Source organism: Vibrio sp. MarTm2 (genome assembly GCF_027587055.1).
GTDB classification, from domain to species: Bacteria; Pseudomonadota; Gammaproteobacteria; order Enterobacterales; family Vibrionaceae; genus Vibrio; species Vibrio sinaloensis_D.
In genome coordinates this window covers 146,733-172,663 of the sequence record NZ_JAPPTK010000002.1, presented here as the reverse complement: position 1 = coordinate 172,663, position 25,931 = coordinate 146,733, and the positions used below count along the sequence as shown (strand labels likewise).

General features: G+C 47.8%; 26 protein-coding genes. 1 reads left to right on the top strand and 25 read right to left on the bottom strand.

Annotated elements, in window-relative coordinates:
* Positions 1-13: 13 nt before the first annotated feature.
* Positions 14-544 (top strand): endonuclease SmrB, encoded by a 531-nt coding sequence (gene smrB, locus OH458_RS05225; protein WP_005471744.1) that lies wholly within the window; start codon positions 14-16, stop codon positions 542-544.
* Positions 545-657: 113 nt separating this feature from the next.
* Here the strand turns inward: smrB and flhB are convergent, their stop codons facing one another.
* From flhB to OH458_RS05100, 25 genes are all read right to left on the bottom strand, one after another.
* The gene (gene flhB / locus OH458_RS05220) at positions 658-1,788 is read right to left on the bottom strand and encodes a flagellar biosynthesis protein FlhB (RefSeq protein ID WP_005471693.1); all 1,131 of its coding nucleotides are present in this window, start codon (positions 1,786-1,788) and stop codon (positions 658-660) included.
* A 15-nt stretch (positions 1,789-1,803) separates the two neighbouring features.
* Positions 1,804-2,586, bottom strand: a complete 783-nt coding sequence (gene fliR / locus OH458_RS05215; protein WP_038140252.1) for a flagellar biosynthetic protein FliR — start codon at positions 2,584-2,586, stop codon at positions 1,804-1,806.
* A 3-nt stretch (positions 2,587-2,589) separates the two neighbouring features.
* Positions 2,590-2,859 carry a flagellar biosynthesis protein FliQ gene (gene fliQ / locus OH458_RS05210; RefSeq protein WP_005471695.1) on the bottom strand — a complete coding sequence of 90 codons (270 nt, stop codon included), beginning with the start codon at positions 2,857-2,859 and terminating at the stop codon, positions 2,590-2,592.
* Between the two features lie 12 nt (positions 2,860-2,871).
* Positions 2,872-3,747: a flagellar type III secretion system pore protein FliP gene (gene fliP, locus OH458_RS05205; protein WP_038140250.1), complete on the bottom strand. Its 876-nt coding sequence runs from the start codon at positions 3,745-3,747 to the stop codon at positions 2,872-2,874.
* Positions 3,734-4,150: a flagellar biosynthetic protein FliO gene (fliO, locus tag OH458_RS05200; protein ID WP_269977507.1), complete on the bottom strand. Its 417-nt coding sequence runs from the start codon at positions 4,148-4,150 to the stop codon at positions 3,734-3,736. Before fliO ends, fliP begins: the two co-directional genes overlap by 14 nt.
* A 3-nt stretch (positions 4,151-4,153) precedes the next feature.
* Positions 4,154-4,564 carry a flagellar motor switch protein FliN gene (gene fliN, locus OH458_RS05195; RefSeq protein ID WP_005471831.1) on the bottom strand — a complete coding sequence of 137 codons (411 nt, stop codon included), beginning with the start codon at positions 4,562-4,564 and terminating at the stop codon, positions 4,154-4,156.
* Between the two features lie 20 nt (positions 4,565-4,584).
* Positions 4,585-5,634 (bottom strand): flagellar motor switch protein FliM, encoded by a 1,050-nt coding sequence (fliM, locus tag OH458_RS05190; protein ID WP_269977506.1) that lies wholly within the window; start codon positions 5,632-5,634, stop codon positions 4,585-4,587.
* Positions 5,635-5,641: 7 nt separating this feature from the next.
* Positions 5,642-6,139 (bottom strand): flagellar basal body-associated protein FliL, encoded by a 498-nt coding sequence (fliL, locus tag OH458_RS05185; protein WP_269977505.1) that lies wholly within the window; start codon positions 6,137-6,139, stop codon positions 5,642-5,644.
* 35 nt (positions 6,140-6,174) lie between these two features.
* Positions 6,175-8,424: a flagellar hook-length control protein FliK gene (locus OH458_RS05180; RefSeq protein ID WP_269977504.1), complete on the bottom strand. Its 2,250-nt coding sequence runs from the start codon at positions 8,422-8,424 to the stop codon at positions 6,175-6,177.
* Between the two features lie 109 nt (positions 8,425-8,533).
* On the bottom strand, positions 8,534-8,974 hold the full coding sequence (gene fliJ, locus OH458_RS05175) for a flagellar export protein FliJ (protein ID WP_269977503.1): 441 nt from the start codon (positions 8,972-8,974) through the stop codon (positions 8,534-8,536).
* Positions 8,975-8,980: 6 nt separating this feature from the next.
* Positions 8,981-10,303, bottom strand: a complete 1,323-nt coding sequence (gene fliI, locus OH458_RS05170) for a flagellar protein export ATPase FliI (RefSeq protein ID WP_005471816.1) — start codon at positions 10,301-10,303, stop codon at positions 8,981-8,983.
* The gene (fliH, locus tag OH458_RS05165) at positions 10,303-11,103 is read right to left on the bottom strand and encodes a flagellar assembly protein FliH (protein ID WP_269977502.1); all 801 of its coding nucleotides are present in this window, start codon (positions 11,101-11,103) and stop codon (positions 10,303-10,305) included. Before fliH ends, fliI begins: the two co-directional genes overlap by 1 nt.
* Before the next feature lie 23 nt (positions 11,104-11,126).
* Positions 11,127-12,185, bottom strand: coding sequence for a flagellar motor switch protein FliG (gene fliG / locus OH458_RS05160; RefSeq protein ID WP_269977501.1), 1,059 nt, complete (start codon positions 12,183-12,185; stop codon positions 11,127-11,129).
* The gene (fliF, locus tag OH458_RS05155) at positions 12,178-13,866 is read right to left on the bottom strand and encodes a flagellar basal-body MS-ring/collar protein FliF (RefSeq protein ID WP_443088496.1); all 1,689 of its coding nucleotides are present in this window, start codon (positions 13,864-13,866) and stop codon (positions 12,178-12,180) included. The genes fliG and fliF overlap by 8 nt, the downstream gene beginning before the upstream one ends.
* Positions 13,867-13,941: 75 nt before the next feature.
* Entirely contained in the window at positions 13,942-14,253 is a 312-nt protein-coding gene (gene fliE / locus OH458_RS05150) for a flagellar hook-basal body complex protein FliE (RefSeq protein WP_005471738.1), read from the bottom strand.
* Positions 14,254-14,350: 97 nt separating this feature from the next.
* On the bottom strand, positions 14,351-15,757 hold the full coding sequence (locus OH458_RS05145) for a sigma-54-dependent transcriptional regulator (protein WP_269977499.1): 1,407 nt from the start codon (positions 15,755-15,757) through the stop codon (positions 14,351-14,353).
* Positions 15,758-15,759: 2 nt separating this feature from the next.
* Positions 15,760-16,818 carry a sensor histidine kinase gene (locus OH458_RS05140; protein ID WP_005471760.1) on the bottom strand — a complete coding sequence of 353 codons (1,059 nt, stop codon included), beginning with the start codon at positions 16,816-16,818 and terminating at the stop codon, positions 15,760-15,762.
* Between the two features lie 124 nt (positions 16,819-16,942).
* The gene (locus OH458_RS05135; protein ID WP_269977498.1) at positions 16,943-18,409 is read right to left on the bottom strand and encodes a sigma-54 dependent transcriptional regulator; all 1,467 of its coding nucleotides are present in this window, start codon (positions 18,407-18,409) and stop codon (positions 16,943-16,945) included.
* Between the two features lie 257 nt (positions 18,410-18,666).
* Positions 18,667-19,077 carry a flagellar export chaperone FliS gene (fliS, locus tag OH458_RS05130; RefSeq protein WP_269977497.1) on the bottom strand — a complete coding sequence of 137 codons (411 nt, stop codon included), beginning with the start codon at positions 19,075-19,077 and terminating at the stop codon, positions 18,667-18,669.
* An 11-nt stretch (positions 19,078-19,088) separates the two neighbouring features.
* Positions 19,089-19,412 carry a flagellar protein FliT gene (locus tag OH458_RS05125; RefSeq protein ID WP_038140227.1) on the bottom strand — a complete coding sequence of 108 codons (324 nt, stop codon included), beginning with the start codon at positions 19,410-19,412 and terminating at the stop codon, positions 19,089-19,091.
* The gene (fliD, locus tag OH458_RS05120; protein ID WP_269977496.1) at positions 19,399-21,420 is read right to left on the bottom strand and encodes a flagellar filament capping protein FliD; all 2,022 of its coding nucleotides are present in this window, start codon (positions 21,418-21,420) and stop codon (positions 19,399-19,401) included. Before fliD ends, OH458_RS05125 begins: the two co-directional genes overlap by 14 nt.
* A gap of 21 nt (positions 21,421-21,441) precedes the next feature.
* Positions 21,442-21,870: a flagellar protein FlaG gene (gene flaG / locus OH458_RS05115; protein WP_005471797.1), complete on the bottom strand. Its 429-nt coding sequence runs from the start codon at positions 21,868-21,870 to the stop codon at positions 21,442-21,444.
* Positions 21,871-21,939: 69 nt separating this feature from the next.
* Complete coding sequence (locus tag OH458_RS05110; protein ID WP_269977495.1) at positions 21,940-23,070, bottom strand: flagellin; 1,131 nt, start codon at positions 23,068-23,070, stop codon at positions 21,940-21,942.
* A gap of 259 nt (positions 23,071-23,329) precedes the next feature.
* Positions 23,330-24,463 (bottom strand): flagellin, encoded by a 1,134-nt coding sequence (locus tag OH458_RS05105; protein ID WP_269977494.1) that lies wholly within the window; start codon positions 24,461-24,463, stop codon positions 23,330-23,332.
* A gap of 264 nt (positions 24,464-24,727) precedes the next feature.
* Positions 24,728-25,861: a flagellin gene (locus OH458_RS05100; RefSeq protein ID WP_269977493.1), complete on the bottom strand. Its 1,134-nt coding sequence runs from the start codon at positions 25,859-25,861 to the stop codon at positions 24,728-24,730.
* Positions 25,862-25,931: the final 70 nt, after the last annotated feature.

Below are 25,931 nucleotides of genomic sequence, written 5' to 3'. Positions count from 1 at the left end.
GTATAAATGACCCATGAGTAAAAAAGAGACCGATATCGACGATGATTTCGCCCTTTTTAGGGATGCAGTACAAGGCGTAAAAAAGTTGTCACAGGATACCATAGTCCAGCAACCAAAAAGAAATACTAAGCAAAAAGAAATCGTCCGAACCAGCCGTGAAGCCAGTGATTCTGAGTTCTACTTTTCAGATGAATTTGTGCCGCTGCTTAGCGAGGATGGCCCAACCCGCTACGCACGTGATGACGTGTCGACCTACGAGGTCAAGCGCCTTCGCCGAGGCGTCTATGTGCCGGATGTCTTTTTGGATATGCATGGCATGACGCAACTTGAAGCCAAGCGCGAACTCGGCTCCATGATCGCCTATTGTGTGAAAAACGAAATTTCGTGTGCCTGTGTACAACACGGTATTGGTAAGCATATTTTGAAGCAGAAAGCGCCGCTATGGCTGGCTCAGCATCCCGATGTGATGGCCTTTCACCAAGCACCACTCGAGTTTGGTGGCGATGGTGCGCTATTAGTGCTTCTCTCGATTCCAGAGAAGTAATGAGAAGAGAGATAACGTAAAAAGGCTGACGCATCATTCGTCAGCCTTTTTAGTTGATAGTCGCACAATCTTATCTAAGTGCGCGTCACACTATCGAATAAGATAGATAGCGCCTACTTCCTCAAATCAGGCGGAATTGGTAGTTCAGACGTTTTAAGATTAGGTCTCTGACCACCACGCTTGCGGTACTGCTTAAGCTGGAATACATAAGCCAGCACTTGTGCTACTGCCGTAAAAAGTCCATCAGGAATCTCTTGCTCGAGCTCTGTAGAGTGATAAAGCGCACGCGCTAATGGCGGCGCAGGAATAACGTAAATGTCGTGCTCGCGGGCAATTTCGCGGATTTTCAGCGCCATATGGTCAGTACCTTTCGCCACGACAATCGGAGCGCGATCGGTATTTTGCTTATAACGAAGTGCAACAGAAAAGTGCTCTGGGTTGGTGACAATTACGTCCGCTTGCGGCACTTCTGCCATCATTCGGCGTTGGGCAGCTTCACGCTGCAACATCCGAATACGACCTTTAACTTCCGGCTTACCTTCTGTCTCTTTGTACTCGTCTTTGACCTCTTGCTTGGTCATTTTCAGTTGGTTGGCGTGTTGCCAAATCTGGAATGGAATATCTATCGCCACCACGATCAGCAAAGAACAGCTAATCAATAAAACAAAGTTGAGCAAAATATCGAGCGCGTGGAAAATATTCTGCGGGAAGACATCCATACTCAGCTGAAACAAATCTTCCTTGGCAGCATTGATAAGGTAAAACGCCATGCCCGATACCAAGGCTACTTTTAGTATCGATTTGATCAGCTCGACCCAACTTTGAATCCCAACCATACGTTTTAAGCCGCTCAATGGATTCATTTTGGACAGTTTTGGCATGGCCGCTTCAACGGAAAAGCTGATGCCCCCCACCCCCGCAGCACCTGCGACAGCAGCAACAAATAGCGTCACAAGGATAAGAATCAGAGGCAAGATAAGACTGGTCAACGAGCCGAGCGCAATATCGAACAGCTTTACATGATCGAATATCTCTTCTCTTGAGAGCGAGAAAAGGCGTTCCATAACAGTATATAACCCACGCGCTAACGAGTCGCCAAACCACATCAGCGCGACGGCACCCACTACCAACACAGATACGGACGCCAGCTCTTTTGACCTTGCAACCTGCCCTTTTTCTCGAGCCTGTTGCAAGCGTCTGGGCGTGGCGTCTTCGGTACGTTCTTGACCGTCAGACTCTGCCATTTAATCTCCCAGCAGTTAACAATTCAAACGGATAAAGCGACATATTTGCTGCTCACCTTGTAACCAGAATAGCTCATAGTGGCTGTACAATCCGCCAAGGATGTACCAACACAGCAGCAAACCGACCATCAATGCAAACGCAAAACCCAACGAGAAAATATTTAACTGAGGCGCAGCACGCGTCATCACACCGAACGATAGGTTAATGGTCAACAAAGCAATAATGCCGGAGAGAGACATACTCAGCGACACTTTAAACATGATACCAAGCCATGAGGCAAGCTCTCGAAAATCAACGGTCGTCAAGGAGCCGGCGCCGATAGGTAGCGATTGAAAACTCATCACCACCAACATGATCATCTTTAAGTGCCCATCGGTCGCTAAGAAAAACATTGTGGCGAGAAACATAAATAGCTGACCAAGCAACGGGGTATTCTGTCCATTGGCAGGGTCCACCATTGACGCAAAACCCAAACTCGACTGCATACCCAGTATTTGACCCAAGATAACAAAGGTTTGAATCATAAATTGGGTGACTGTCCCCATGGCCACGCCAATGACAATTTGCTCTAGCAAGGTCAAAAAGCCTTCAAATGAGAGCAGTTCAATCTCTTCGGGTACAGCAGGGATCACTGGCATCACAGCAAAAGTCAGGGCAAGCCCCAAGTACAAACGAACTCGGGTTGGAACAAAACGTGCGCCAGTGACTGACATCACCATAAGCATCGCCGATATGCGGGTGTAGGGCCAAAAGTAGTTGGCGAGCCAATCCAATACGACGCTTGCTGGGAATTCCATAGCCTAGTACAGCACCTGAGGAAGTCGCTCGATGATGCCGAAGAAAAATTCCATCATCATCTGCGTCATCCAGTGAGCAAAAAGCATCAAAGCTAATAAGGTCACGATCAAACGCGGCAGAAAACTCAAGGTTTGTTCGTTGATCGAGGTCGCCGCTTGGAAGATGGCAACCACCAAACCAATCAGCAAGCTGGGAATAATGATGGCACACACCATGATGAGTACCATCCAAAGTGCATCACGAAACAGCTCAACAAATATCTCAGGCGTCATTGTTATCTCCCGCTACAAGGCGAAACTGCCGGCCAAGGTGGAGAGTATCAAGTTCCAGCCATCAACCAAGACGAACAACATGAGCTTAAATGGTAAAGATACAATCATCGGCGAGAGCATCATCATACCCATCGCCATCAAAACAGAAGCGACCACCAAATCGATAATCAAAAACGGCAAGAAAAGCATAAAGCCAATCTGGAACGCGGTTTTTAGCTCAGAGGTGATAAATGCTGGGATCAACACCGCCATTGAGACATCTTCGGGGGCCGTTGCCGTCGACCCAGAAATATTCACAAACGTCTCCAGATCTTTTACGCGCGTCTGCTTAAGCATGAAGTCTTTCATTGGCGCTTGGGCCAAATCAAACGCCTCGCGAGCGGTGATTTGCTCGTTGATGTAGGGCTGCACAGCAACATCGTTAATTTTGTTCAAAACCGGTGACATGATAAAAAAGGTCAAGAAAATCGCGATACCGATGATCACCTGATTCGATGGTGTTTGCTGCAAACCCATCGCCTGACGCAATATCGACATAACAACGACAATGCGAGTGAACGACGTCATCAAAATGACCATGGCAGGCAAAAAGCCCAGCATTGTCATTAAAGCTAAGATTTGTAGGTTAACTGAGTAATCTTCGCTGCCATCGGCATTGGTTGTCATGGTGAAGGCAGGAACTCCGCCTCCCCCGCCCGTAAAGCTGCCCGTCGTGAGGGTTCGTGCCGCGCCTTGTTCTTGCGTCATGGCGCTCACTGTGACCGACTCTGACGCCGCCGCATTGGCAGGGATTGGCGTGTCGATCTCTTCTTGTGCAAACGAAGAAACGGAAAATAGCTGGACAAAAAGCGTCAAGACAAAGGCAAGTATGGAGCTAGTTTTTATCATGCTTTTTCAATAGCTGACTGAGTTGACTGGCGAATGGACTAGCCGCGAACGCCGGTTTGTTCAGCTCCTCCTGAGAAATGGGTTTATCCAACTTGGAAATCAATTGAATGGATTGCGCGGTGACACCAACCAGAAATTGCTCTTCACCCGCTTGAACAATCATGATTCGCTCTCGAGTCCCAACAGGGATTTGCCTTACCACACTCAAACCTTGTTGATTAACCAAAGCAGGAATGCGCATTCTTTTTAAAAGCCATGCGAGAAATAGAATGAAGACAATAACGAATAAGAGCGACCCAAACGTGGTCGCCCAATCGAGCTGGCTACTTGGTGTCGCAGCCAGTGCGGATGAGGAAAAGAAAACCAGAGACCCGAGCCCTAACCCTTTCACCAAATAAGCCATAGTTTACCTTAGCTTCTTAATACGCTCGGTCTGGCTGATCACATCAGTGAGACGGATACCAAACTTATCGTTCACCACCACCACTTCGCCATGAGCGATCAAGGTGCCGTTAACCAACACATCCAGAGATTCGCCCGCTAAACGCTCTAGCTCTACTACAGAGCCTTGGTTTAGCTGCAACAAGTTACGAATGCTGATTTGTGAACGCCCAACTTCCATCGAGATCGTGACTGGAATGTCGAGAATCGTATCGAGCTTGCGGCGCTCGTCGTCAGAGATCGGGCTTGAGGTATCTTCAAGCTCATCAAGTTGAGCCGACATCACCTCATCAACATCGATTTCTGGTGCGCTTGGATCTTCACCTAAGGCTGCCGCCCATTCGTCAGCCAGTTTTTGGTCGTCACTTGGTTCCATACCTATTACCTACAATTCTTTTAATCTTCGATTTCACCGTCATCATCTTCTAATTCAGAGATGACATCTTTACCAAGGAAGGCAATGTCAGTTTTGACCACATCCGGTCGTTTGATTTTTTCTGACACTTGTACCGCTAATTTATCACCTGAGCGCCCCATTTTTACTCGGTACGTTGGCAGCTCTTCAACAAACATAGTTGCGTGCTCTGGCATCGCGATTGGGATGATATCGCCAGGTCTCAACTCCATCAGGTCACGCAGCGAAATATCTTGCTCGAGTAAGTTCACTCGGAAGTTAACAGGCACATCCATGATCTCTTCACGCAAAGCTGTACTCCAACGAACGTCGGTTTCCATCTTATCGGATTGGACACCCGCATCGAGCAGTTCACGGATTGGCTCCACCATGGAGTAAGGCATAACTACGTGGAAATCACCACCGCCACCATCCACTTCAATATGGAATGAGCTAACGACAATAACCTCTGTTGGGCTAACAATGTTCGCCATACTTGGGTTCACTTCTGAATCCAAATACTCAAACTCGACCCCCATCACCGGTGACCACGCTTCTTTGTAATCTTCAAAAACGATTTTGAGCAGCAGTTGGACGATGCGACGTTCGGTTGGAGTAAATTCACGGCCTTCGATTCGCGCGTGAAAGCGTCCATCTCCACCAAAGAAGTTCTCCACCAAAATAAACACTAGGCGAGCTTCCATGGTGATCAACGCTGTCCCTTTCAAAGGTCTAAAGCGCACCATGTTAAGACTGGTCGGTACATACAGGGTGTTTTGGTACTCACCAAACTTCATCATCTGCACGCCGTTGATCGACACTTCAGCGGTCTTTCTTAGCATGTTAAATAAGCTAATGCGCATGTGTCGAGCGAAGCGCTCGTTGATAAGCTCCAGTGTTGGCATTCGACCACGAACAATGCGGTCTTGAGATGAAAAGTCGAAATCAACAGCGCTGGTGTCGCCAGCAACCGACTCTTCTTCTACCTCATCAACGTCATCAACACCGTGAAGTAGCGCATCAATTTCGTCTTGGCTTAATAGATCTGTCACAGCTCACCTATTGGATGACAAAGTCGGTAAATAAAACACGCTCAATTACGGGTTGCCCAACGGCTCGAGTTAAGCTGGCTTTGATGTCTTCAGTGGCTTTTTCTCGTAGTTCAACACGACCATTAGCACTGCGCAGTTGCTCTACCGTTGCCGATGCGAAGGTGCTCAGCAATGAGCTTTCAACCAATGGCGAATGATAACGCGCCAAGTTTTCGTTTTCAGATCCGCGTACCATCAACTGGACTTTAATCTGCACCAAGCGGTCTCGTTTATCGCCGGTCACGTTAAATATGAAGGGTTGAGCGATATTGACATAAGCAACCGGCTCAGTAGACACCACCACTTCTTGCTCAACGGATTCTTCAGCTGCCGCTTCTTCATCTGACCCCATCAAGAAAAACGCCGCACCACCGCCACCGAGTAAAAGAACGATGACTGCAACAATAATGATGATCAGTTTACCTTTTCCTTTGGGCGCTTCCGTTTCGACTTCTTCAACTGCCATAACTTAACGTTCTCTTTATGTTGGTATTTTATAGTTTAAGCGTAATAACTAATTCCATCACGCTTTGCTGCGACATTCAAATCAAGATTGATGTCTGGTTCAAGGTTTTCTTCGCCCAACCCTGCCTGATTGCTGCTTGGTTGACCACCTTGCCCCTGCCCGTTCGCAGCATAGCGGTTTTGCTGCTGTCCACTTGCTTGTTGCTGAACGGAGGTATCGCCTAATTGAACCCCCTGCTGAGCAAGCATTTCACGAAGGCGAGGCATCGATTGTTCTAGCGCATCACGAGCCTGCTGGTTCGCAACGGTAAAATGGACGGTCGCACCATCACCATTCATGTTCATACGAATCTGCATGCGCCCCAGTTCCGGCGGGTCAAGGCGTATATCGATGTTTTTGAGGTTCTTAGACATCATCATCTGAACGCGCTCCGCCACTTGATCACTGGCAATCTCACGATTCAATTGTAGCGGGACTTGAGCAGTTTGATCAGCGCGAAGTTGTCCCGTTGGGGAGTTCGCCTGTTGAACACCTGCTGCTTGCGCCAATTGTTGCGAGAATCCTGATTCTGTGCCGCCTTGTTCACCAGGCGCACCTTTACCATTATTAAGCATTGTACCTGTCGCTTTCGCGCCCATCGCAGCTTTTAGCATGGCTTGCTCAGTCACAACTGGAGAAGCCGCTACGTTTACTGGCGAATTCACCACGGTTTGCAGTTGTCCTGCCAACGCTTCAGCACTTGCCGCTGGCATGGTCGACGCCGCATTCAGCTGCGCTGCGTTTGCCATTTGTGTTGCTTGTGACTGACTAAGAGCTTGATGAACAGATTGAGCCACCGCCGCCTGCTGAACTTGCGGTTGTTTATGTTTCAGGACTGCGTCCTCATCCACAATAACTTCATCACTACTGACGGCCCACGGGATGGCTGTTGCAGCCGCTACGGATGCCGCCACCGGTGTTTCAGCGCTTAATGTGGCCGATTCAACAACGTTCGGGGTGACGGCAGCAGATTGAGCGTTCAATTTAGGCGAGTTTCCACTCTCTACGGGCACTTCCTGAGGTTTGGCTTTTTCCATCATTACCGGAGTGGCTGATGCCGCGACTAATTCGGGTGAGACCGCAGTTTCACTTTCTGGCGTCTGTCCCTCTGGCAGCTCATCGACAGCGACACTCTGAGCCCCGTGCTGCATTCCAACCGCGTCCTTCTCCGTTGCTGTATCACGCTGATTCGCGTCTACATTCAGAGGTTTTACTTCACCGCCGTTTAGCTGCACCTCAACATTTTCGAGCACTTCAGCGTCTGTAGCACCTGTTTGAACAGTAGCGGTAATGCGCTGTTCCCTTACGTTATCTGGATTGAGTGCATTGGGACCTTGCTGCGCAACTTGCTCATCAGAAACTTGCTGTTCGACAAACGGTTTTATCGCTGCGGGGATAGCGGCATCAGGTTCATTCGACGGTTGTGCGGAAGCCAATTCCGAAGCAGTCATCTTAACACTTGGATCAGGCTGCTCTGTGATTTTGCCAGCACTAGCTTGCAACTTAGGTTGCGACTGCAATGATTCGGCGCCCTTTGCTTTCTCATCTACGATTTGTGCCTCAGCTTGGAGGGAGGCAACTTCGGAAGGCTTGGAACGGCTCACTTTTTCTGCGTGGGTCGCTGCCGCTGTCACTTGAGTTTGACTCTCTTCCTGAGGCAAAGCCTTGCCGTTGTTCGATTGCAAGGCACTGTTAGACTGATCTAGGCGTTTAAGGATTTCTTGATTATCCGCGACTATTTTTTCGGCATCACTTGGAGCGGGTTTTGTTTCTAGGTCGCGCGCTTGAACAGGCTGTTTCTCGTCAGCCTCAGTGGTGTTGCTCGACGCAGACAATTTTGGTTGCGATTGTTCTTGACTCACAGAGCTCGATTCTTGGTCAGTCTTAGCGCGCTCAGTGTGGGTAACATCCGACTCTTTGACCGATTTCGAATCGGTATGCTGCGCATTATCGCTTGAGGCATCGTCGCTAAGCAGTTCATCTGCCGAGCTATTTTTGATTTTATCCGCGCTCGTAGTATCTCCAGCGCCTTTCACTGCCGCAGGTTCTTCGGAAACCTCTGCTTCTTTTGTTGCGTCGGCTTTGACGGATTTCTCGTCAGTCGCTGATTCACCTTTGATCAATGCAGCCAACTTAGAGAAGAAGCCCTCTGAGCTCGATTCCTCACTGACTTCGGTACTGCCGTCAACAACGGCAGCTTTGGTCGCCTTTGGGCTCTCAGTCACTGTTGATAGGTTTATATTCATAGTCAAACACCTGCGGCTGAACGTAACGCTCTGTTAGGGTGGCAAGATCGCCAAGTTATTCACTTACTCTGCAAGAAGTGAGCCACATTGCTTGTTTATAAAGGTGATGTTAGTTCGGTAAACGACGAGAAAATTGCAGCGTCGCAAACTCGTCCATTTGCTTTTGCTCACGTGCATTTTCTAGGTGGGCTTTTTCTTTCTGTTTCTTTTCAATCAACCATTCGTAAGAGCGTCTCTGCTTACGGCTTTCAAGCCAATGCTGCTCGCACCCTTCCACCTGACCTTTAAAGTGCTCTTCTGCTTGCTTTTGTTTGGCGAGTGTTTCATCCAAGGTGGTCAAAAATCGATTCAAATGGCTGTATTGGCTAGCCGTTAAGCCTTGCTGTCCACGCTCGACCAATTGTTTACAATAGTCTAAACGGTACTTTTCGATTTGCTCTAGTTGCTGGTAATAGCCTTCAAGCTCTTTGCGTGCTTGACTAAGCGCCAAAACGGCTTGATTTTCGCGCTCTTTTGCCTGTTCAAGTAGAAACTCTAGTGCATTGTCCATTGTCTACTACTCCCCTTGCAGCAAACCACGAAGCATGTTGACACACATATCGTAAGGGACGCTTTCTTTCATCGACTGCTGCAAATAGGCGTCGAGCTTCGGCTTGATGGTAAACGCGCCATCAATGGCGGGATCGGTCCCTGGCTTATAGGCACCGATCGATACCAAATCTTGATTCTTACGACATACTGACAGCACTTGGCGAACCGCTTTCGACATCAGTACATGCTCTTCCGAGGTAATCTGAGGCATAACACGGCTGACTGATTTTTCGACATCGATAGCTGGGTAATGCCCCGCATCAGCCATTTCACGAGACAGCACAACGTGACCATCTAGAATCGCTCGGGATGCATCGGCGATAGGGTCTTGTAAGTCATCCCCTTCGGTCAGGACGGTAAAGAAGGCGGTGATAGAGCCTTGTTCTGGGCTGCCATTCCCCGCTCGCTCCACAAGCGCTGGTAGCTTAGCAAACACCGAAGGTGGATAACCTTTGGTGGCTGGCGGCTCACCAACCGACAGAGCAATTTCACGCTGAGCTTGGGCAAAGCGGGTCAGTGAATCCATCAGCAGTAGCACATCCAAACCTTGGTCACGGAAATATTCAGCAATAGTTAGAGCAGTTTGACACCCCTTCAAACGCATCAAAGGTGAAGCGTCGGCGGGCGCGGCAACCACAACAGAGCGCTGACGACCATCAACGCCCAGTATTTCTTCAATAAACTCTTTAACTTCTCGTCCACGTTCACCGATAAGCCCTACCACAACCACTTGGGCAGTGGTGCCTCGAGTCATCATACCCAAGGTTACCGACTTACCGACACCTGAACCCGCAAACAGACCGATACGCTGACCTTTACCGACGGTAAGAAGACCGTTAATGGCTTTGATGCCGACATCGAGAGGTTCAGAAATGGGCTTGCGCGCAAGAGGGTTGATTGGTTGAGCGTTGAACGACGCGCGTTTTTCCGTGTAAATAGGACCGAGTCCATCAAGCGGATTTCCCACCCCGTCAATCACCCTTCCGAGCAGTTCCATACCAACAGGTAAGCCAGTTTCACTGGTCAAAGGGGTAACTTTCGCTCCTGGAAGTACGCCAGTGATTTGCTCACTCGGCATCAAATAGAGGCTTTCGCCAGAGAAGCCAACCACTTCGGCTTCCATTTCTCCATGCATGGTTTCAACGCGGCATAAGCTACCGATAGGCGCTCGACACCCTGTCGCTTCGAGAGTTAATCCCACGACACGAACCAACTTGCCTGAGGCAACAGGACGGCATGTTAAGCCGCTTGTGGTGTATTGAGAAAGGCGTTCTGCGAGGGCGAGCACTACTCACCACCTTGGTGACGATTCACCCCACAAAAACTTTGAATCACGCTGCGAATGCGTTCTTCCATACGGTAGTTGACACTTGATTCGCCCGCTTCAATCTGGACATCACCGCGATTGAGTGCAGGCTCAGGCGTCAGTGTCCAGTTACGGAAGTTCAGTTCCTCTTCACCATAGGAAGAGCGGATAATTTCTATGTCTTCTGGATGAAGCTTTAATGTGATGGCATGCCCCGAAATAGGCAAAGATTCGACCGATTGTTTGATGGTATCTAGAATCACTTGTGGATTGGTCTGCACTTCGACGTGAACCACTTCTTTCACTAGTGTCAAAACCATGTCGACCAGTTGCTTTTCAACTTGCGCGTTCATCAGTTCAAGTGGCTGCGCAAACTGATTAGCCAAGCCAATGAAGGTTTGAACTTGTTGCTGAATAAACTCTTGCCCTGCAGCAACACCTTCAAGTTTGCCCGCTTCAAGCCCTTCTTGATGACCTTCTTCTAAACCTTGTTCTTTGCCTTTTTCATAACCTTGCTTAAAGCCCGCCTCTTGACCTTGGTGCAAACCTTCTTGGTAGGCTTGCTGCTTGATTAGCTCGATCTCTTCTTCAGTCAGTTCAACAGGCGCTTCATCAACAGGCTCCGAGACTGTTGGTGTCCAGCTAGGGTCATAGTTCATCGCCGTTTGTTTTGCTTTGGCGTGCGTTTTAGACGTGTAGTCAGGCATTCCCCAACGCTCGGCTTTTTGAACGACTTCGTCATCATCTAAACGCAAGAAACCGCGTTTTCTTTCCCCAGACATAGACACCTTATTTACTCAACTGATTATAAGAACTCGTCCGCACCGCCGCCTAGCATGATCTCACCGGAGTCCGCCATACGACGAGCAATTGCCAGAATCTCTTTCTGCGCGGCTTCAACATCAGACACTTTGATTGGTGGCATCGCTTCAAGGTCGTCACGCATCATCTCAGCGGCACGTTTAGACATATTCTTGAAGATCTTCTCACGCAAGCCATCGTCTGCACCCTTAAGCGCGCGCTGTAGCGCATCTTGTGGTACATCACGCAGCAATTTCTGAATACCTTGGTCGTCCACTTCGATAAGGTTTTCGAACACGAACATCAAGTCTTGGATCTGAGTCGCCATGTCCTCGTCTTGATCGCGGATTTGATCCATCAAGATACCTTCGACGTTGTTGTCCATGTAGTTCATGATCTCTGCCGCAGCCTTCAGGCCGCCAATCTTGGCCGCTTGTGCACCTGCTTGACCCGCGAACTGTTTCTCCATGATTTCGTTCAACTCTGCCAGTGCCGATGGCTGAACTTCTTCAAGGTTGGCAATACGCATCATCAAATCGAGGCGGTCACGCTCAGCAAACTGAGACAAGATTTCGGCTGATTGGTCCGGCTCTAAGTAGGAGAGTACGATAGTCTGAATCTGCGGGTGCTCGTTGATAATAATGCTGGCCACTTGGCGTGGGTCCATCCATTTCAATGAGTCGAGACCTTTTGAGCCTGTACCCAACAGGATTTGGTCAACAAGGTTGTTCGCTTTGTCTTCACCCAGCGCCGCAACAAGGGCATTACGCATGAAGTCTTCACTGCCCATACCAATGTTGGTGTATTTTTGAATGTCTTCCAAAAATGCACGGTGTACCGCACCGACTTTATCTTGGCTGAGATCCGCAGCACGCGCCATTGCACTACCCACGCGTTGAACCTGTTTCGGCTCCAAATGGCGGATGATGCCCGCGGCGTCTTCCTCGTTCAAACTTAGAAGAAGAATCGCTGCACGCTCTTCCCCAGGAATGGTTGATATGTCTACGGCGTTTTCGGCAACGTCACCACCGCCCTCTTGTTGAGGCACTATTTCGTTAGGCATCTTGCATCCAATTCTTCACTACTTGAGCCGCAAGCTCTGGTTCATTTGCCACAAGAGCACGGACGGCTTTCAATACGTCTTCATCTTTGTGTAGGTTAGGCAAGTCAATGCTTGAACCAAATTCAAACAGCTCACCACCTTCAAGGTCGCTACCAATTAAGCTGGTTTCACCATCAGCGCCAATTGGCAATCCATCAGGTCCATACAACTGGTCGTCGTCATCATCCGACGCAGGGTTGAGAAGTTTCTTCATCGCTGGGCGAACAAGCACCAACACAACCACAATAATTACGAGTGCACTTGCGAACCAACGTACCCAATCATTGAAGTTCGGGTGTTCCCAAATCGGCACATCTTGCAGCGCTTCAACTTCAGGCTCTGCAAACTGCATACTCAATACGTTTAGTAGATCGCCGCGCGCTTCGCTGTATCCAACTGCCCCAATCAGTACTTGGCGGATCGAAGATAGGTCAGCGTCCGATAAAGGTTGATACGTTGTCTCACCCGTATCTGGATTCACAATCGCGCGATTTTTGATAGCGACGGCTACGGTTTGACGGTTCACCACACCTGTCTGGCGACGTTCATGGCTGATGGTCGTATCAAGCTCGTAATTGCGCGTTGCTTCTTTGTGAACAGAGCCCTGCCCTAAACCTGTCCCATCTTTCATTTGCGCGACATCTTGTGGAATTGAGGCATCCGCTGGCGGTTGATTACTCAACGCACCCGGTACGCCCGCTACCACACTTCCATTATTATAGTCTTCAAGCGTATATTCGCTTCGCGTTGATGGGGTATTGGGGTCAAAGCTTTTACGTGTTTGTTCAACAGCGCTGAAATCGAGCTGAATATCAACCTGAGCGGTGTAGTTACCAAAACCAAGAATAGGAATTAATACAGAATCGATTTTGTCACGAAGCGCTTGCTCTTGCTTGCGCTCAAGCTCGTGTTCTTTACGGCGAGCGGCAGAGGCAGGATCTTGGGACCCCGAACTCAACAATCGACCATGTTGATCGGTGACCGTAATGCGATTCGGTTTCATGCCAGGAACGGCACTCGACACCATATCGACCACAGAGTCGACCTCTTCTTGTTTGAGGTTCGCCCCGGTTGCCAAGGTCAAAAAGACAGACGCAGATGCTTCTTGGTTATGACGAACAAACACACTTTGTTTTGGTAGCGCAAGCAGTACACGAGCCTTGCGCACTTGCTTCATTTCTTCAATTGCTTTAGAAAGCTGGCGCTCGCGACTGAGCTTCAAACGCTCAAGTTCAAGACGCTGAGAAACGCCGAAACCCATATCTTGAAGCAAAATATCATCGCCCGCGTTTTTCTCTTGGTTCAATCCAGCACGAACCATATCCAACTTAAGCGTGTTGTATTCACTTGAAGGCACTAGGATAGTGTTGCCATCAAGTTTGTAATCAAGTTTTTGTTGATCAAGGTAGTCCAGAACAGGAATCAGCTCTTCGGTTTCATAAGCTCCAAGAGGTCTCATCTCGGGCTCTTTCACCCAGAAGAACAACATCACGATCAAGGCAACACAAATGGAAATAGAGAGGACTAACACGACTTGACGAAGCAGGTCGAGGTCACCCACCGCCATGTCGAACTTGGAGCTGCTTTTCTCGTCGAGATCGGGGTTTTGCACACCTGAATCAAGATCAGATGTCGCCAACATTGCGCTGTCAGCACCCGCTTCTGCTACGGTTAGGTCTGTTGATTGATTTTGCTCTGACACAGGTGTTACCTATCTTTACACTGGCATATTCATCAATTCTTTGTACGCTTCCACAAGTTTGTTACGTACTTGAATTGTTGCTTCAAACGCCACGCTGGACTTATTTCGGGCGATCATGACATCAGACAGTGATACGTTTTCATCACCTCGATCAAAACGTGTTTGTAGATCACCTGATGCTTTAGAAAGACTGTTGACGTTGTTAATCGCATTATTGAGCAGCTCACCAAAATCCGCGCCGACCGTATGGCCTGTTACTGCGGGCTTGGTATTCCCTGCTTCAAACATCATCGCTTGCATTTCGCTTTGGAAACCATCAATTTTCATCGATACCTCGGTCGTCAACTCTTTGACTAAAACTTTTGTTGTATTTATGACGCTGCAAAGTGTGTGCCATTTCCTTATGAGCGTCGAAAATAGCATGTTAGTTTGGAATATCAATCCCCGCATCGCGCATTTTTGCTAACTTGTAGCGCAAAGTTCTCGGACTGATTCCAAGTTTTTCCGCCATTTCTTTTCGGCGTCCGTTACACTCCACTAAAGTTTCAAGAATGATGGCGAATTCTTGGTCTCTTAGTTCACCACCCAGTCCACCAACCGATGAGGCCACTTTGCTCGAATCCACCTCTGCAACAGGCTGAATCACAGGCGCACGGACGTCAGAATTTTCCACCACTTGCTGTAAACCCGAGGCGTCTTGCCAATCTAACCCTTCAAGCAAAATCTGCTCTGCGCCAATGTGATTGTTTTCACTCAAAATAAGCGCACGCTGAACCACATTGTCGAGTTCACGAACGTTACCTGGCCAAGCATACGCGGCAAGTTTACTAATCGCTTGTGGGCTCAGGGTCGGTACCGGCATCCCCAGTTTTTTGCAGTTACGCTCAATAAGATGAACAGCGAGAGGCTCAATATCTCCAGGACGGTCACACAATGCAGGCCACGCAATTGGGAACACATTTAAACGGTAGTACAAGTCTTCGCGGAAGTTACCTTCTTGAACATATTGCTTAAGGTCTCGGTTACTGGTAGCCAAAACACGAACATCCAACTTAATGCTCTTTCTACTGCCTAAACGCTCGACTTCTCGTTCTTGAAGAACACGCAGCAGCTTGGCTTGCAGGTTCAAATCCATTTCACTGATTTCATCAAGTAAAATAGTGCCGCCTTGCGCTTGCTCAAACTTACCCGGACACGCTTGAACCGCGCCAGTAAACGCGCCTTTTTCATAGCCGAATAAGGTCGCTTCGAGCATGTTGTCAGGAATTGCTGCACAGTTTATCGCCACAAAAGGCCCATCTTTACGATTTGACGCGTTGTGAATGTAGCGAGACATCACTTCTTTGCCTGAGCCACTAGGCCCTAAGACCATTACACTGGCGTCGGTTTTCGCCACTTTATCGGCCAGTGCCAACAACTTAATGCTCTTTTCGTCGGCAACCACCGCATCGCCATTGTCATCCGACTTTACCGGCGCATAGCGGCTGACCATGTTAAGCAACACTTCTGGCGCAAAAGGTTTCGCCATGTAGTCGATCGCGCCATCTTTCATGGCCGAAACGGCATCTTCAATGTTTGCATACGCCGTCATCAACAGTACTGGGAGGTTTGGCCAATGCTGTTTGATATTACGCAGGAGAGCCAGTCCTCCCATCCCCGCCATCTGAACATCGGAGACCACAATATCAACCGTATTGGATTTAAGTTTAACCAACGCATCTTCTGCGCTATCTGCTTCTAGCCATTCGTAACCAGCCAAAGCGAGCGTGTCGACTAGGGCTTCGCGTAGACCTTCATCGTCTTCAACAATCAGTACCTTACTTTGAGCCATTATTACTCTCCAGTCTCAATATGTTGTTCAGAAGTGGTGTGGCGCTCTAGCGGGATGCACATGGTAAAACAGGCACCATCCCCCTCTTCTGAGATCAGCTCTAACCTTCCGTCGTGAGCACGACAAACCATTTGTACCACCGCTAAACCAAGGCCGGTCCCCTGAGAGCGAGTCGTAAAGAAAGGTTCCATAATTTTACTTTGCAATTCCTTGGGCACGCCTGGGCCACTGTCTTGCACCGAAATTCTTAATTCGTTGTTTACGGGTCTAAAAAAGACGTCAACTTGAGAGGCTTTGCCCGCGATTTGGATCGCATTCATCACCAAGTTACTTAAAGCAGACGCAATCGCGTTCGCGTTACCAAGGAGCTCCGTCTCCTCTTGTTCCACTTCGATGAAGTAATCGATCTGATTATTCTTCAGCGCAGTTTCCACCATGGGCGAGTATTCAGCCACAAGGTCTGAGATGGTAAAGGGTTTGACGACTTTATTGTCGCCGCCTTTTGCAAACAACAACATGTCGTTGACCTGCTTTTCTAAATCATGCAAACGATCCATTAGCTTGCTTTGAAAGCGATCTTTGGTTGCAGGCGGCAGATTTGGAGCACCAAGGTTTGAAGCGTACAACATGGCACTCGATAATGGAGTTCGTACCTGATGAGCCAAAGAGGCTACCATTCGACCCAGAGATGACAAACGCTGCAAATCACTGATTCTCGACTGAAGCAAGCGCGTCTCGGTGAGGTCCGTGATCAGAATAAGCTGGCCTGTTGCCGACGCCGAGATCGCAAGGCGAACCTTACGTCCATTACGCAAAGAGATCTCGTGCCCGTCATCTTCACGTGGGGCGAAAGCTTGTTGAATGATGTCGAACCACTTTTGACCGACAAGAGGCACTTCAAGTAAGCGCTGCGCTTCTGGGTTTGCTTCACACACCGTACCTTGAGTGTCGAGTAGAATTACGCCTGCAGGCATCACATTGAGCACTTGCTGATAACGTTCTACTTGTTCTTCTAAGGTACCAAGTGAGGTTTGATTCTCAGTAACTGGGTTGGGCTGCATGACGTATTTCTGCCTTAAAAACTACAATAGCCTAGATGCAAAAATCATTCCAGGCTATTGTTCATTATTTTCAAGCAGTTAGAGAAAGGTCGAGATTTTGACAGTCTCTTGAACGTGCAGTTTTCTAACGTTGCAGATTGTATTTGCGCATTTTTTCAACCAAGGTTGTCCGGCGCATACCGAGCATATCGGCCGCTCTCGCGACAACACCACCCTGTGCTTCAAGTGCTTGGTTGATCATGTTCACTTCCAAATCGGCGAGCATTTCTTTCAAATTAACCCCTTCAGGAGGTAAGTTTTGCGGCGCTGCCTCGCTATCTTGGAATAGGTCATTCGACTCTAAGCTAAAATCTTCAGAGAAGATGTCGTAAAACGCATCGCGCTCTTGTTCTTCAACCGTGCGTCCGGTGTTATACCCAGGTTGAAACTCAGGGATATCACTGTAGCGATATTTGGTTGGCAAGTGGTTCACGTCGACAAGACTGTTCGGATAAAGAATGATCATTCTCTCAACTAAGTTGGCAAGCTCTCGAACGTTACCTGGCCAGTCGTGCTCCATCAAAGAGTTAATAGAGCGTGGTGTGAAGCAGATCGGTTGCGCGCCTTCCGCTTCCATCCGTGTCATTAGTTCTTGAAGTAGAAGTGGGATGTCATCTTTGCGATCACGAAGCGCTGGCATCTCAATTGGGAACACATTCAAACGATAATAGAGGTCTTCACGGAACGACTCATCTTCGATCATTGACTCTAAGTTTCTGTGTGTTGCCGCGATGACACGAACATCAACCTTAATAGTGGTATTGCCACCAACACGCTCAAAGCATCGCTCTTGCAGCACGCGCAACAGCTTGACCTGCATCGGCATTGGCATATCACCAATTTCATCAAGGAACAGTGTCCCGCCTTCCGCCAGTTCAAAGCGCCCTTTTCGCGAGGTAATGGCACCAGTAAATGCGCCCTTTTCGTGACCGAATAACTCACTCTCTAGCAAGTCAGGTGGGATTGCGCCACAGTTAATCGGAACAAACGGACCGCTTCGACGAGTGGAATGGTAATGAATGTTTCTTGCAACAACTTCTTTACCTGTCCCCGATTCACCCAAGATGAGCACATTCGCTTCTGTACTCGACACCTGCTCTATAAGATGACGCACTTCCTTAATCCCATGACTTTGGCCTACAAGGCTACGGAACAAGGTATTTTTGCGCGCTGATGAGACGACATTCATGCCTTTACGGCCAAGAAAGTCTTTACAGTGTCTTAGTGCTTCGCTTAGTTGTGGGTAGTTAAGAGGGAAATCGAGCTCACCAACATAGTGAGTCAGTTCATCGACAGGGTAAGAGTGTTGACCAGCAATCAAGAGTGGGACATGATTTGCACGGGCTAGCTTCTCGCTTAGGTTAGGGGCTAGCTTTCCACCAGCCACAGAGCCGACAATGCATCCAGCCCAAATCGCCGACCAGTCAATTTCTTCAACTTGGTCAGAGCTGATCGCTTCGCACTGCTCTCCAACAAATTCTAAAATATTACTGAGATTCGTCCGCGCTTGTGCGTCGTCCTCAATCACAAGTAGTTTCGCTAAACCTTGCATGGGTGAGAATAATTGCCTTTCTTTTGAAACGTTGTGGCTGATTTATGTTTCTAACGTCAATTCTAACTATAGAACAGAAATAACGATTAACAATTTATAAATTTCAGCAACAAAATAAGCCACTAGGCTCGTGAGTGGCTTCTATTCTATTTGATAAAAAAAATAAGGCAACCAAGCAATTAGTCGGTGTGATGTTAGCCCAAAACCAATTGGCGCGATTTTGACTATATAAGCAACCAATTGGTGATTATTTGACTCTAAATACCCACATCTGACGCAGTTAAATTGTGATATTCATTTGGAATTTGATCCCATGCCGATTTGATCTCGCGAATAATATCGATCACATCATCGATCTTAGCAGGGTTATTTTGATGATTCGCTTCTGTGATTTGCGTAATCATGAACTCATACAGTTGGTCTAAGTTCTGTGCGATGTCACCACCATCATCCATCGACAAACAGCTGCGTAAGCTAATGATAATATCAAGAGCCTTACCTATGCGCTCACCTTTGACAGGAATGTTGCCCTGCTCCATTGCAGCTTTGCCTTGAATCAGACGTTCGATTGCGCCTGCCATAAGCATTTGCACAATTTTATGCGGGGAGGCCGCACTCAGTTGGCTATCAACTGATACCTTTTTGTAAGCCTGTAATGAACCACGCATAAATAACCTCTCTATAAAAATTTCTTGTACTGCTGAACAGAACGTTGACCATGTCGGTACTTTTGTAATGATTTGCCGACTTCAGCCGTTTTTACTTGCATCAACTCTACGATAGCTTTTGTTTCTTGAATTGCTGAGTGCCACTGCGCCGTTTGCGCCAACTCGGCATCGCGTTCTATCAAGCTGAACAAGTTCTGCAATATTCGTTCCCTTGTATCGACCAAAGCGAGGATTTCTTCAGTCTCAAACGCCTCTTGTGTAATTACTGATGAAATAGTGTGATTTACATCACGCAATTCACCAAGATTTTGCTCAAACTCTTCAACCAAGTGCATTCATCATCCCAGCCAGTTGAGACTGCATTTTGCTCGTTGCATCTTGCATTGCCGTAAATTTGGCGTGAGTCCGCTTTTCTAAACTCTCCATACGGCGATCCAATGCCGCTTGATCATCTTGCAATGAGTAAGTTCGCTCTAGCATGCTCTTTTCACGTGTGCGGATTGCACCTGTCACACCAGTGAGCCCTTGAATCGCATCTTCCACTTTTTTGGCAAAGCCTTTGTTGCCACCAAAGAAACCTTCAAGTTTATTGAAGTTGTTGTTTAGCTGGCGGTCGAGCATGTCGTAATTGATTTCCAAGTTACCTTGACGAGTCGTGGTCACACCAAACTCAGTCAAGGTTTTAAGATCTTCCGGTGCTGTTTCGACATCAGCAGAGAAAACCGACTTTAGGCGAGCATCGGCATTACGAACCACACTGTCACCCGATAATGGCCCCGCCATACCGGTTCGAGGATCAACCCCCGCGAGTTCTTGCGAAAGTTGGTAGAACTGATTGTAGGCAGCCACGAATCGTTCAATATCGTCTCTTACTCGTTGACGGTCATATTCAATGTCAATTTCCGATACCGGTTTTCCAACTTCGGTGCGGCCTTTGAGTGTCAAATCGACCCCTTCAATGGCATCTTCAATGATGTTGTTGTCACTGGACAATTGCGCCACACCATCGAGCATCACTTTCGCATCTTGGGCGCTTTGAACTTCGGTCATACCATTATAAGTATCAAAAGACGCTTGTGCCGCCTCCAGATCCGCTTGAGCTTTATCCACACGCTCAAGGTAGTCCCGCTCTTCTTGGGTCAATTTAGCTCGTTCAAGCTGCTTCGCCTGCTCTGGCGTCAACTCACCACTGGCAACTTTTCGCTCAAGCTCAACTTTTTCATTAACCAACTTCTGCTCGATCTGAGCTTTCTCTTCCTCGAGCTTGGCCTGCGCTTCTTTTGGAGTCACGTAAGAGTCGGTAAGAGTACCAGATGCGGTGTTTGACCAGCCTGGAACATCACCCGACTTCTCAATCGCTTTATCGTCTAGCTCTGGCTCTGGCTCCCAGTAAGAATCCAGAAGCGTTCCAGATGCCGTTTCTGTCCAGCCAGGGATACGCTCTTCTGGTTTGAGATATTTGTTTGCTTCCACGCCAGCTTTAGCTGCTGCGGCCGCCGCTTGCGTCGATAACTCATTATCAGCACTCGCATCTTTTGCAGCTTTAGGATCGACTTTGATTGCCGCTTGTTTTGAGTTGTCGGCAATTTCTTGATCGACAATTTTTGCCGCTTCAATGTTTCGCTGGGCAATCTTATCGGCGAATTCTTGTTCTTTCGGGGAAAGAGGATTCAACAACTCTTGAGCAGCAGACCGCGCTTTCTCGAGGTCTTTAACACGCTGTTCTAGCGTTTTATATTCAAGTCTATTTAGGTTATCGCCCACTTTTGCATCAGCGACAATCGAGAGGTCGTTCGCTTCACCGGATTTGGTTGAAGCGACAATGAGTCGTGGGCCTTCGGTGTCGTTGATGATAGACGCCCGAACCCCAGGGTTAGATTTGCTGTTGTTAATGCCTCTAACGACATCAACCAGTTTGGAGTTATTAGAGATTTCGACGGTGAATTTTTTGTCGCCAAGCGAAACCTGCAGCTTGCCAGGGCCATACTTTGCGTCTTCAGGAAGTACGTCTGACGCAATTTTATGGCTCTGCGCAAGCTGCAACACATCGATAGCATAGCGACCAGCGATGGCATCAGTGGTTGCTGTCGCTGATACAACGGTATCATTTGTCGTTTCGACTTTTCTTGCGGCGAAAGCTTTCTCCTGACGAAAGCTCGCCATCAAGTTTTTCATCGTATCCAGCGACTCTCTGAGCCGACCATAGGCACTGATCCCGGTATCAATTTGGGCCCGCTCATTGTCGATACGTTGCTGCTTAGGTACGCGCTCCGAATCTACAATTTTGCTGACCATGGAATTGATATCCATGCCAGAATTCATCCCTATAGGGCCAAAACTCATCTACATCACCTCAAATTACGATTACACCGTTTGGTTCACCAATCCCGACGAATACCTCGCGGTTTGGTCCCTTAGGCGTCGAAGAATCTCCAACAGTTCCTCATCAGGAATCTGGCGAATAATATCACCGGTATCCGCTTCGTAAATGGTCACGACGTCCCGACCGGACTCTTCGTCGACACGAAACGATAAGCCTTTGTTGATGGATGAGATGAAGTCATTCACCTGTTCAACAACCCGCTCGCGCTCTTCTCGATTGAGTTTCTCTCGCTCTTTCGTTGCTTCGATCACTCTTTCGACTGCTTGAGCGGCAGATTCACTTACCTTTTCATTTACTTGCGGTTCCTTTTTCAAGGAATCGAGCAGTACTCCTTCGTTTTTTGAAGCAATTTTAGTGCCACTTTCTGAGCCGTAAGGCTGGATGTTCGATGTGTAGGATGATATGTCCATAACGATCTCCCTTCCACCTTTAGGTCACAGCACAAAGCTGCTACCAATAAGCTCCGTCGAACCTATCGATTAACCTAACAAGCTAAGTGCAGACGATGGTGACTGCTTAGCTTGAGCTAGGATTGAAGTACTCGCTTGCTGCAGAATCTGAGACTTAGTCATTGCGGTTGTTTCTTTCGCAAAATCTGTGTCCAAGATACGGCTACGAGATGCGTTTACGTTCTCGTTAATGTTATCTAGGTTATTGATCGCATGACCAAAACGGTTTTGGAAAGCACCCAGACCAGCACGCTGGCTGTCTACGTTCTTCAATGCGCCATCAATGATCGATACGGCCATTTGAGAACCAGCAACTGAAGTTACGTCTACGTCAGCAACTGTTTTGTTCTGTGCATCACCAAAACCGATTTCGCCACCAAGACCGCCACCGATGTCTAATTCAGTTGCTACCTTATTGTTCGCAGCAAACAGTTGAAGTTTACCATCTTCGCCAACAGATGCTTTTACATCTTCAGTTTGACCGTTGATGTAAGTCGCTACCTGCTCAATGTCGTCGCCGACTTTCGCGTTAATAGTGACTTCTTTCTCTTCACCATGTACATCAGTATAGCCAAGAGTCAAATCTGTAGAGCCTGAGACTCTCCAACTTGCATCTTTGGCATCTTCAGCAACATACGCTTTACCGCCCATCTCTGCCGTGTCAGAACGCATATTGCCCATAGAAAGCTGTACCGCTTCCCCTGAGCTCGCACCGATTTGGAACGATTGGCTACCGTAAGTACCATTTAGAAGTTTATTACCACCAAAAGAAGTGGTTTCCGCGATACGGTTAAGCTCATCATTTAGAGCCGTTACTTCTTCTTGGATTGCGATACGTTCAGATTTGGAGTTTGAACCATTTGAAGATTGCAGCGCTAGGTCACGCATACGTTGCAGGATGTTGGTACTCTCGTTCATTGCACCTTCAGCAGTTTGTGCAATAGAGATACCATCGTTTGCGTTTTTCACCGCCATGTCCAAACCACGGCTTTGTGATGTCAAACGGTTTGAGATTTGTAGGCCAGCAGCATCGTCACGAGCACTGTTGATTTTGTAGCCCGATGACAAACGCTCCATCGATTTCTGCATACCTTCAGCTGCACCGTTCAGGTGTCGCTGAGCAGTCATCGCAGACACGTTAGTGTTTACGTTAATTGCCATATTTGATCTCCTTAGGCATTAGGGCGATGTGCCTTTGCGTCTCTCACCTCGCATTGGCACATCTCATTTCTCTCAATCCTTTAACGGCGGACTTAGATTAACCTTTAGGAGAAAATTAACTTTTTTACGAATTTTTCTAGATTGAACACTAAAGTGTGATTCGGGTCTAAAAGTGGTTCCTATAGTGCTATTCAATATCAATCACTTAGCTAAAAACAAAAAATCCAGCCGAAGCTGGATTTTTTTCTAAAGCTGACGCTTAACCTAGTAGGCTTAGTGCCGAGTTCGGTGCTTGCTTCGCTTGAGCAAGAATCGAGCTTGATGCTTGAGATAGGATTTGCGACTTAGTCATTGCCGTTGTTTCTTTCGCGAAGTCCGTATCTTTGATTCGGCTCTTAGACGCATTCACGTTTTCGTTGATGTTGTCTAAGTTGTTAATCGCGTGGTTGAAACGGTTCTGGAATGCACCCAGTTCAGCACGGTGGCTATCAACATAGTTTAGAGCAGAGTCGATAATCGCTACCGATTCTTGCGCACCACCTACAGATGTTACGTCGATAGTGTCAACGGTTACCGCTTGACCATCTTGCATACCTAGCTCACCAGCTAGACCACCACCGAAGCTTACTTCACCTTCAACTTTGTTGGTGCCCGCAAACACTTGCAGCTTACCATCTTCATCGACAGACGCTTTTACCATGTCTGTTTGACCGTTGATGTAAGTCGCTAGCTCTTCAATATCATCACCTTCTTTTGCAGAGATATTGATCGTCTGCTCTTCACCGTCTTTTGGTGTTAACGTGATTGTTAGGTCATTTGAGCCAGCTTGAACAGACCAGTTCTTATCTTTGCCGTTTTCAGCTTGGTAGCTCGTACCACCCATGCCAACATTATCTGAGCGCATGTCGTTCAGAGTCAGCATAACTGCTTCACCGTTATCCGCACCAATCTGCATTGATTTGGTTGTAAACGTACCGTTTAGCAGTTTGTTACCACCAAATGATGTGGTTTCCGCGATACGGTTAAGCTCGTCGTTTAGTGCCGTAACCTCTTCCTGAATTGCTACACGCTCAGACTTAGAGTTTGAACCGTTAGCAGATTGTAGCGATAGGTCACGCATACGTTGCAGGATGTTGGTTGTCTCGTTCATCGCACCTTCAGCAGTTTGCGCGATTGAGATACCGTCGTTCGCGTTACGTACCGCTACGTCTAGACCGCGGCTTTGTACGTTTAAGCGGTTCGAGATTTGTAGGCCCGCTGCATCGTCTTTTGCACTGTTGATCTTAGAACCTGATGACAAACGCTCCATTGAAGTTTGCTGTGCGTTCGTTGCGCTATTTAGGTAACGCTGTGCTGTCATCGCTGCTACGTTAGTATTTACATTCACTGCCATGGTGATTTCTCCAATTGATTTTCCGATGTTTCCGGTTTCCGACGTCTCGGAAAACCAAGTAGTTCTCTCAAAGTTACTTTTATTAACGGCACGGTTTGGAAAACCTTGAGAATTTTTTTAAGTTTTTTTTGAAAAAAGTGCATTTGGGGAGGAAAGCGTGACCAACAGGAGAAAAACTTAAAAAAAGTGTTTTTTTTACTAAAGCTTTCTTTTCGCCAGTCGATACCGTTCTCTTTTATGAGAAAAACAGATTCTCAGATTCGATTAACCTAACAAGGTAATCGCAAGGTTCGGCTGTTGTTTAGCCTGCGCCAATATCGACGTGCTCACTTGTTGCAAGATCTGTTGCTTGACCAGCTGTGTGGTCTCTTTCGCGTAGTCTGTATCTTTGATTCGGCTGTTCGACGCCGCTAGGTTCTCATGCACATTATCCAGATTGGTAATGGCGTGATTGAATCGGTTTTGCAGTGCGCCAAGTTCTGCTCGATGGCTATCAACATACTTTAGCGCCGTATCAATCACGGATACCGCTCGCTGAGCGCCGCCGACATCAGAAATGTCGAGGTTATCAACCGCTTCATAACCCGCTAGGTTCATTTGCAGTTCATTGGCTAAGTTACCCGAGAACGAGAGTGTCCCTGAGGTTTCTTTACCCGCCATAAAGATTTGTAGCTGGCCTTCCTCATTCACCGAAGCGGAGACTTTATCGGTTTGACCATTGATATAGGTCGCCAACTCTTCTATGTCATCGCCCGCTTTGGCTTTGATTTGAATGACCTCTTGTTCGCCGCGAGCATTGGTGTATTCCATGTTCAACACATGATTTCCCTGCCCAACCTGCCAACTGGCATCAGCTTTGCCCGCTGCAACGTAACTAAAACCGCCCATTTCTAAGCTATCAGAACGCATGTTCTTAAGTGACACTTGAACCGCTTCACCTGAACTGGCACCAATTTGAAAAGATGACGAAGCGAACGAACCATTGAGCAATTTTCGACCACCAAAAGAGGTCGTTTCAGCGATTCGATTCAGTTCATCGTTCAAAGCTGCCATTTCTTCTTGTAATGCGGTTCGCTCAGCTTGGCTATTGGAGCCATTGGACGATTGAAGTGACAAGTCACGCATACGCTGAAGAATGTTGGTGGTTTCATTCATCGCCCCTTCCGCCGTCTGCATGATGGAGATCCCATCATTGGCGTTTCGCACCGCCACATCCAAACCACTCATTTGAGTTTCGAGTCGGTTAGATATTTGCAGGCCAGCCGCATCATCTTTTGCACTATTAATCCGGCTCCCCGAAGCTAAACGCTCCAGAGATTGGTTCAGCAAATCCGTCGCATTCGTCAGGTGACGCTGCGCGGTCATTGCAGAAACATTGGTATTAACAGTGATGGCCATGAATGACGGTTTCCTTTTATGGGCTACCTAAGTTATCGGCCTAAACGCGAGATCTTTAGAAAAATTGCAC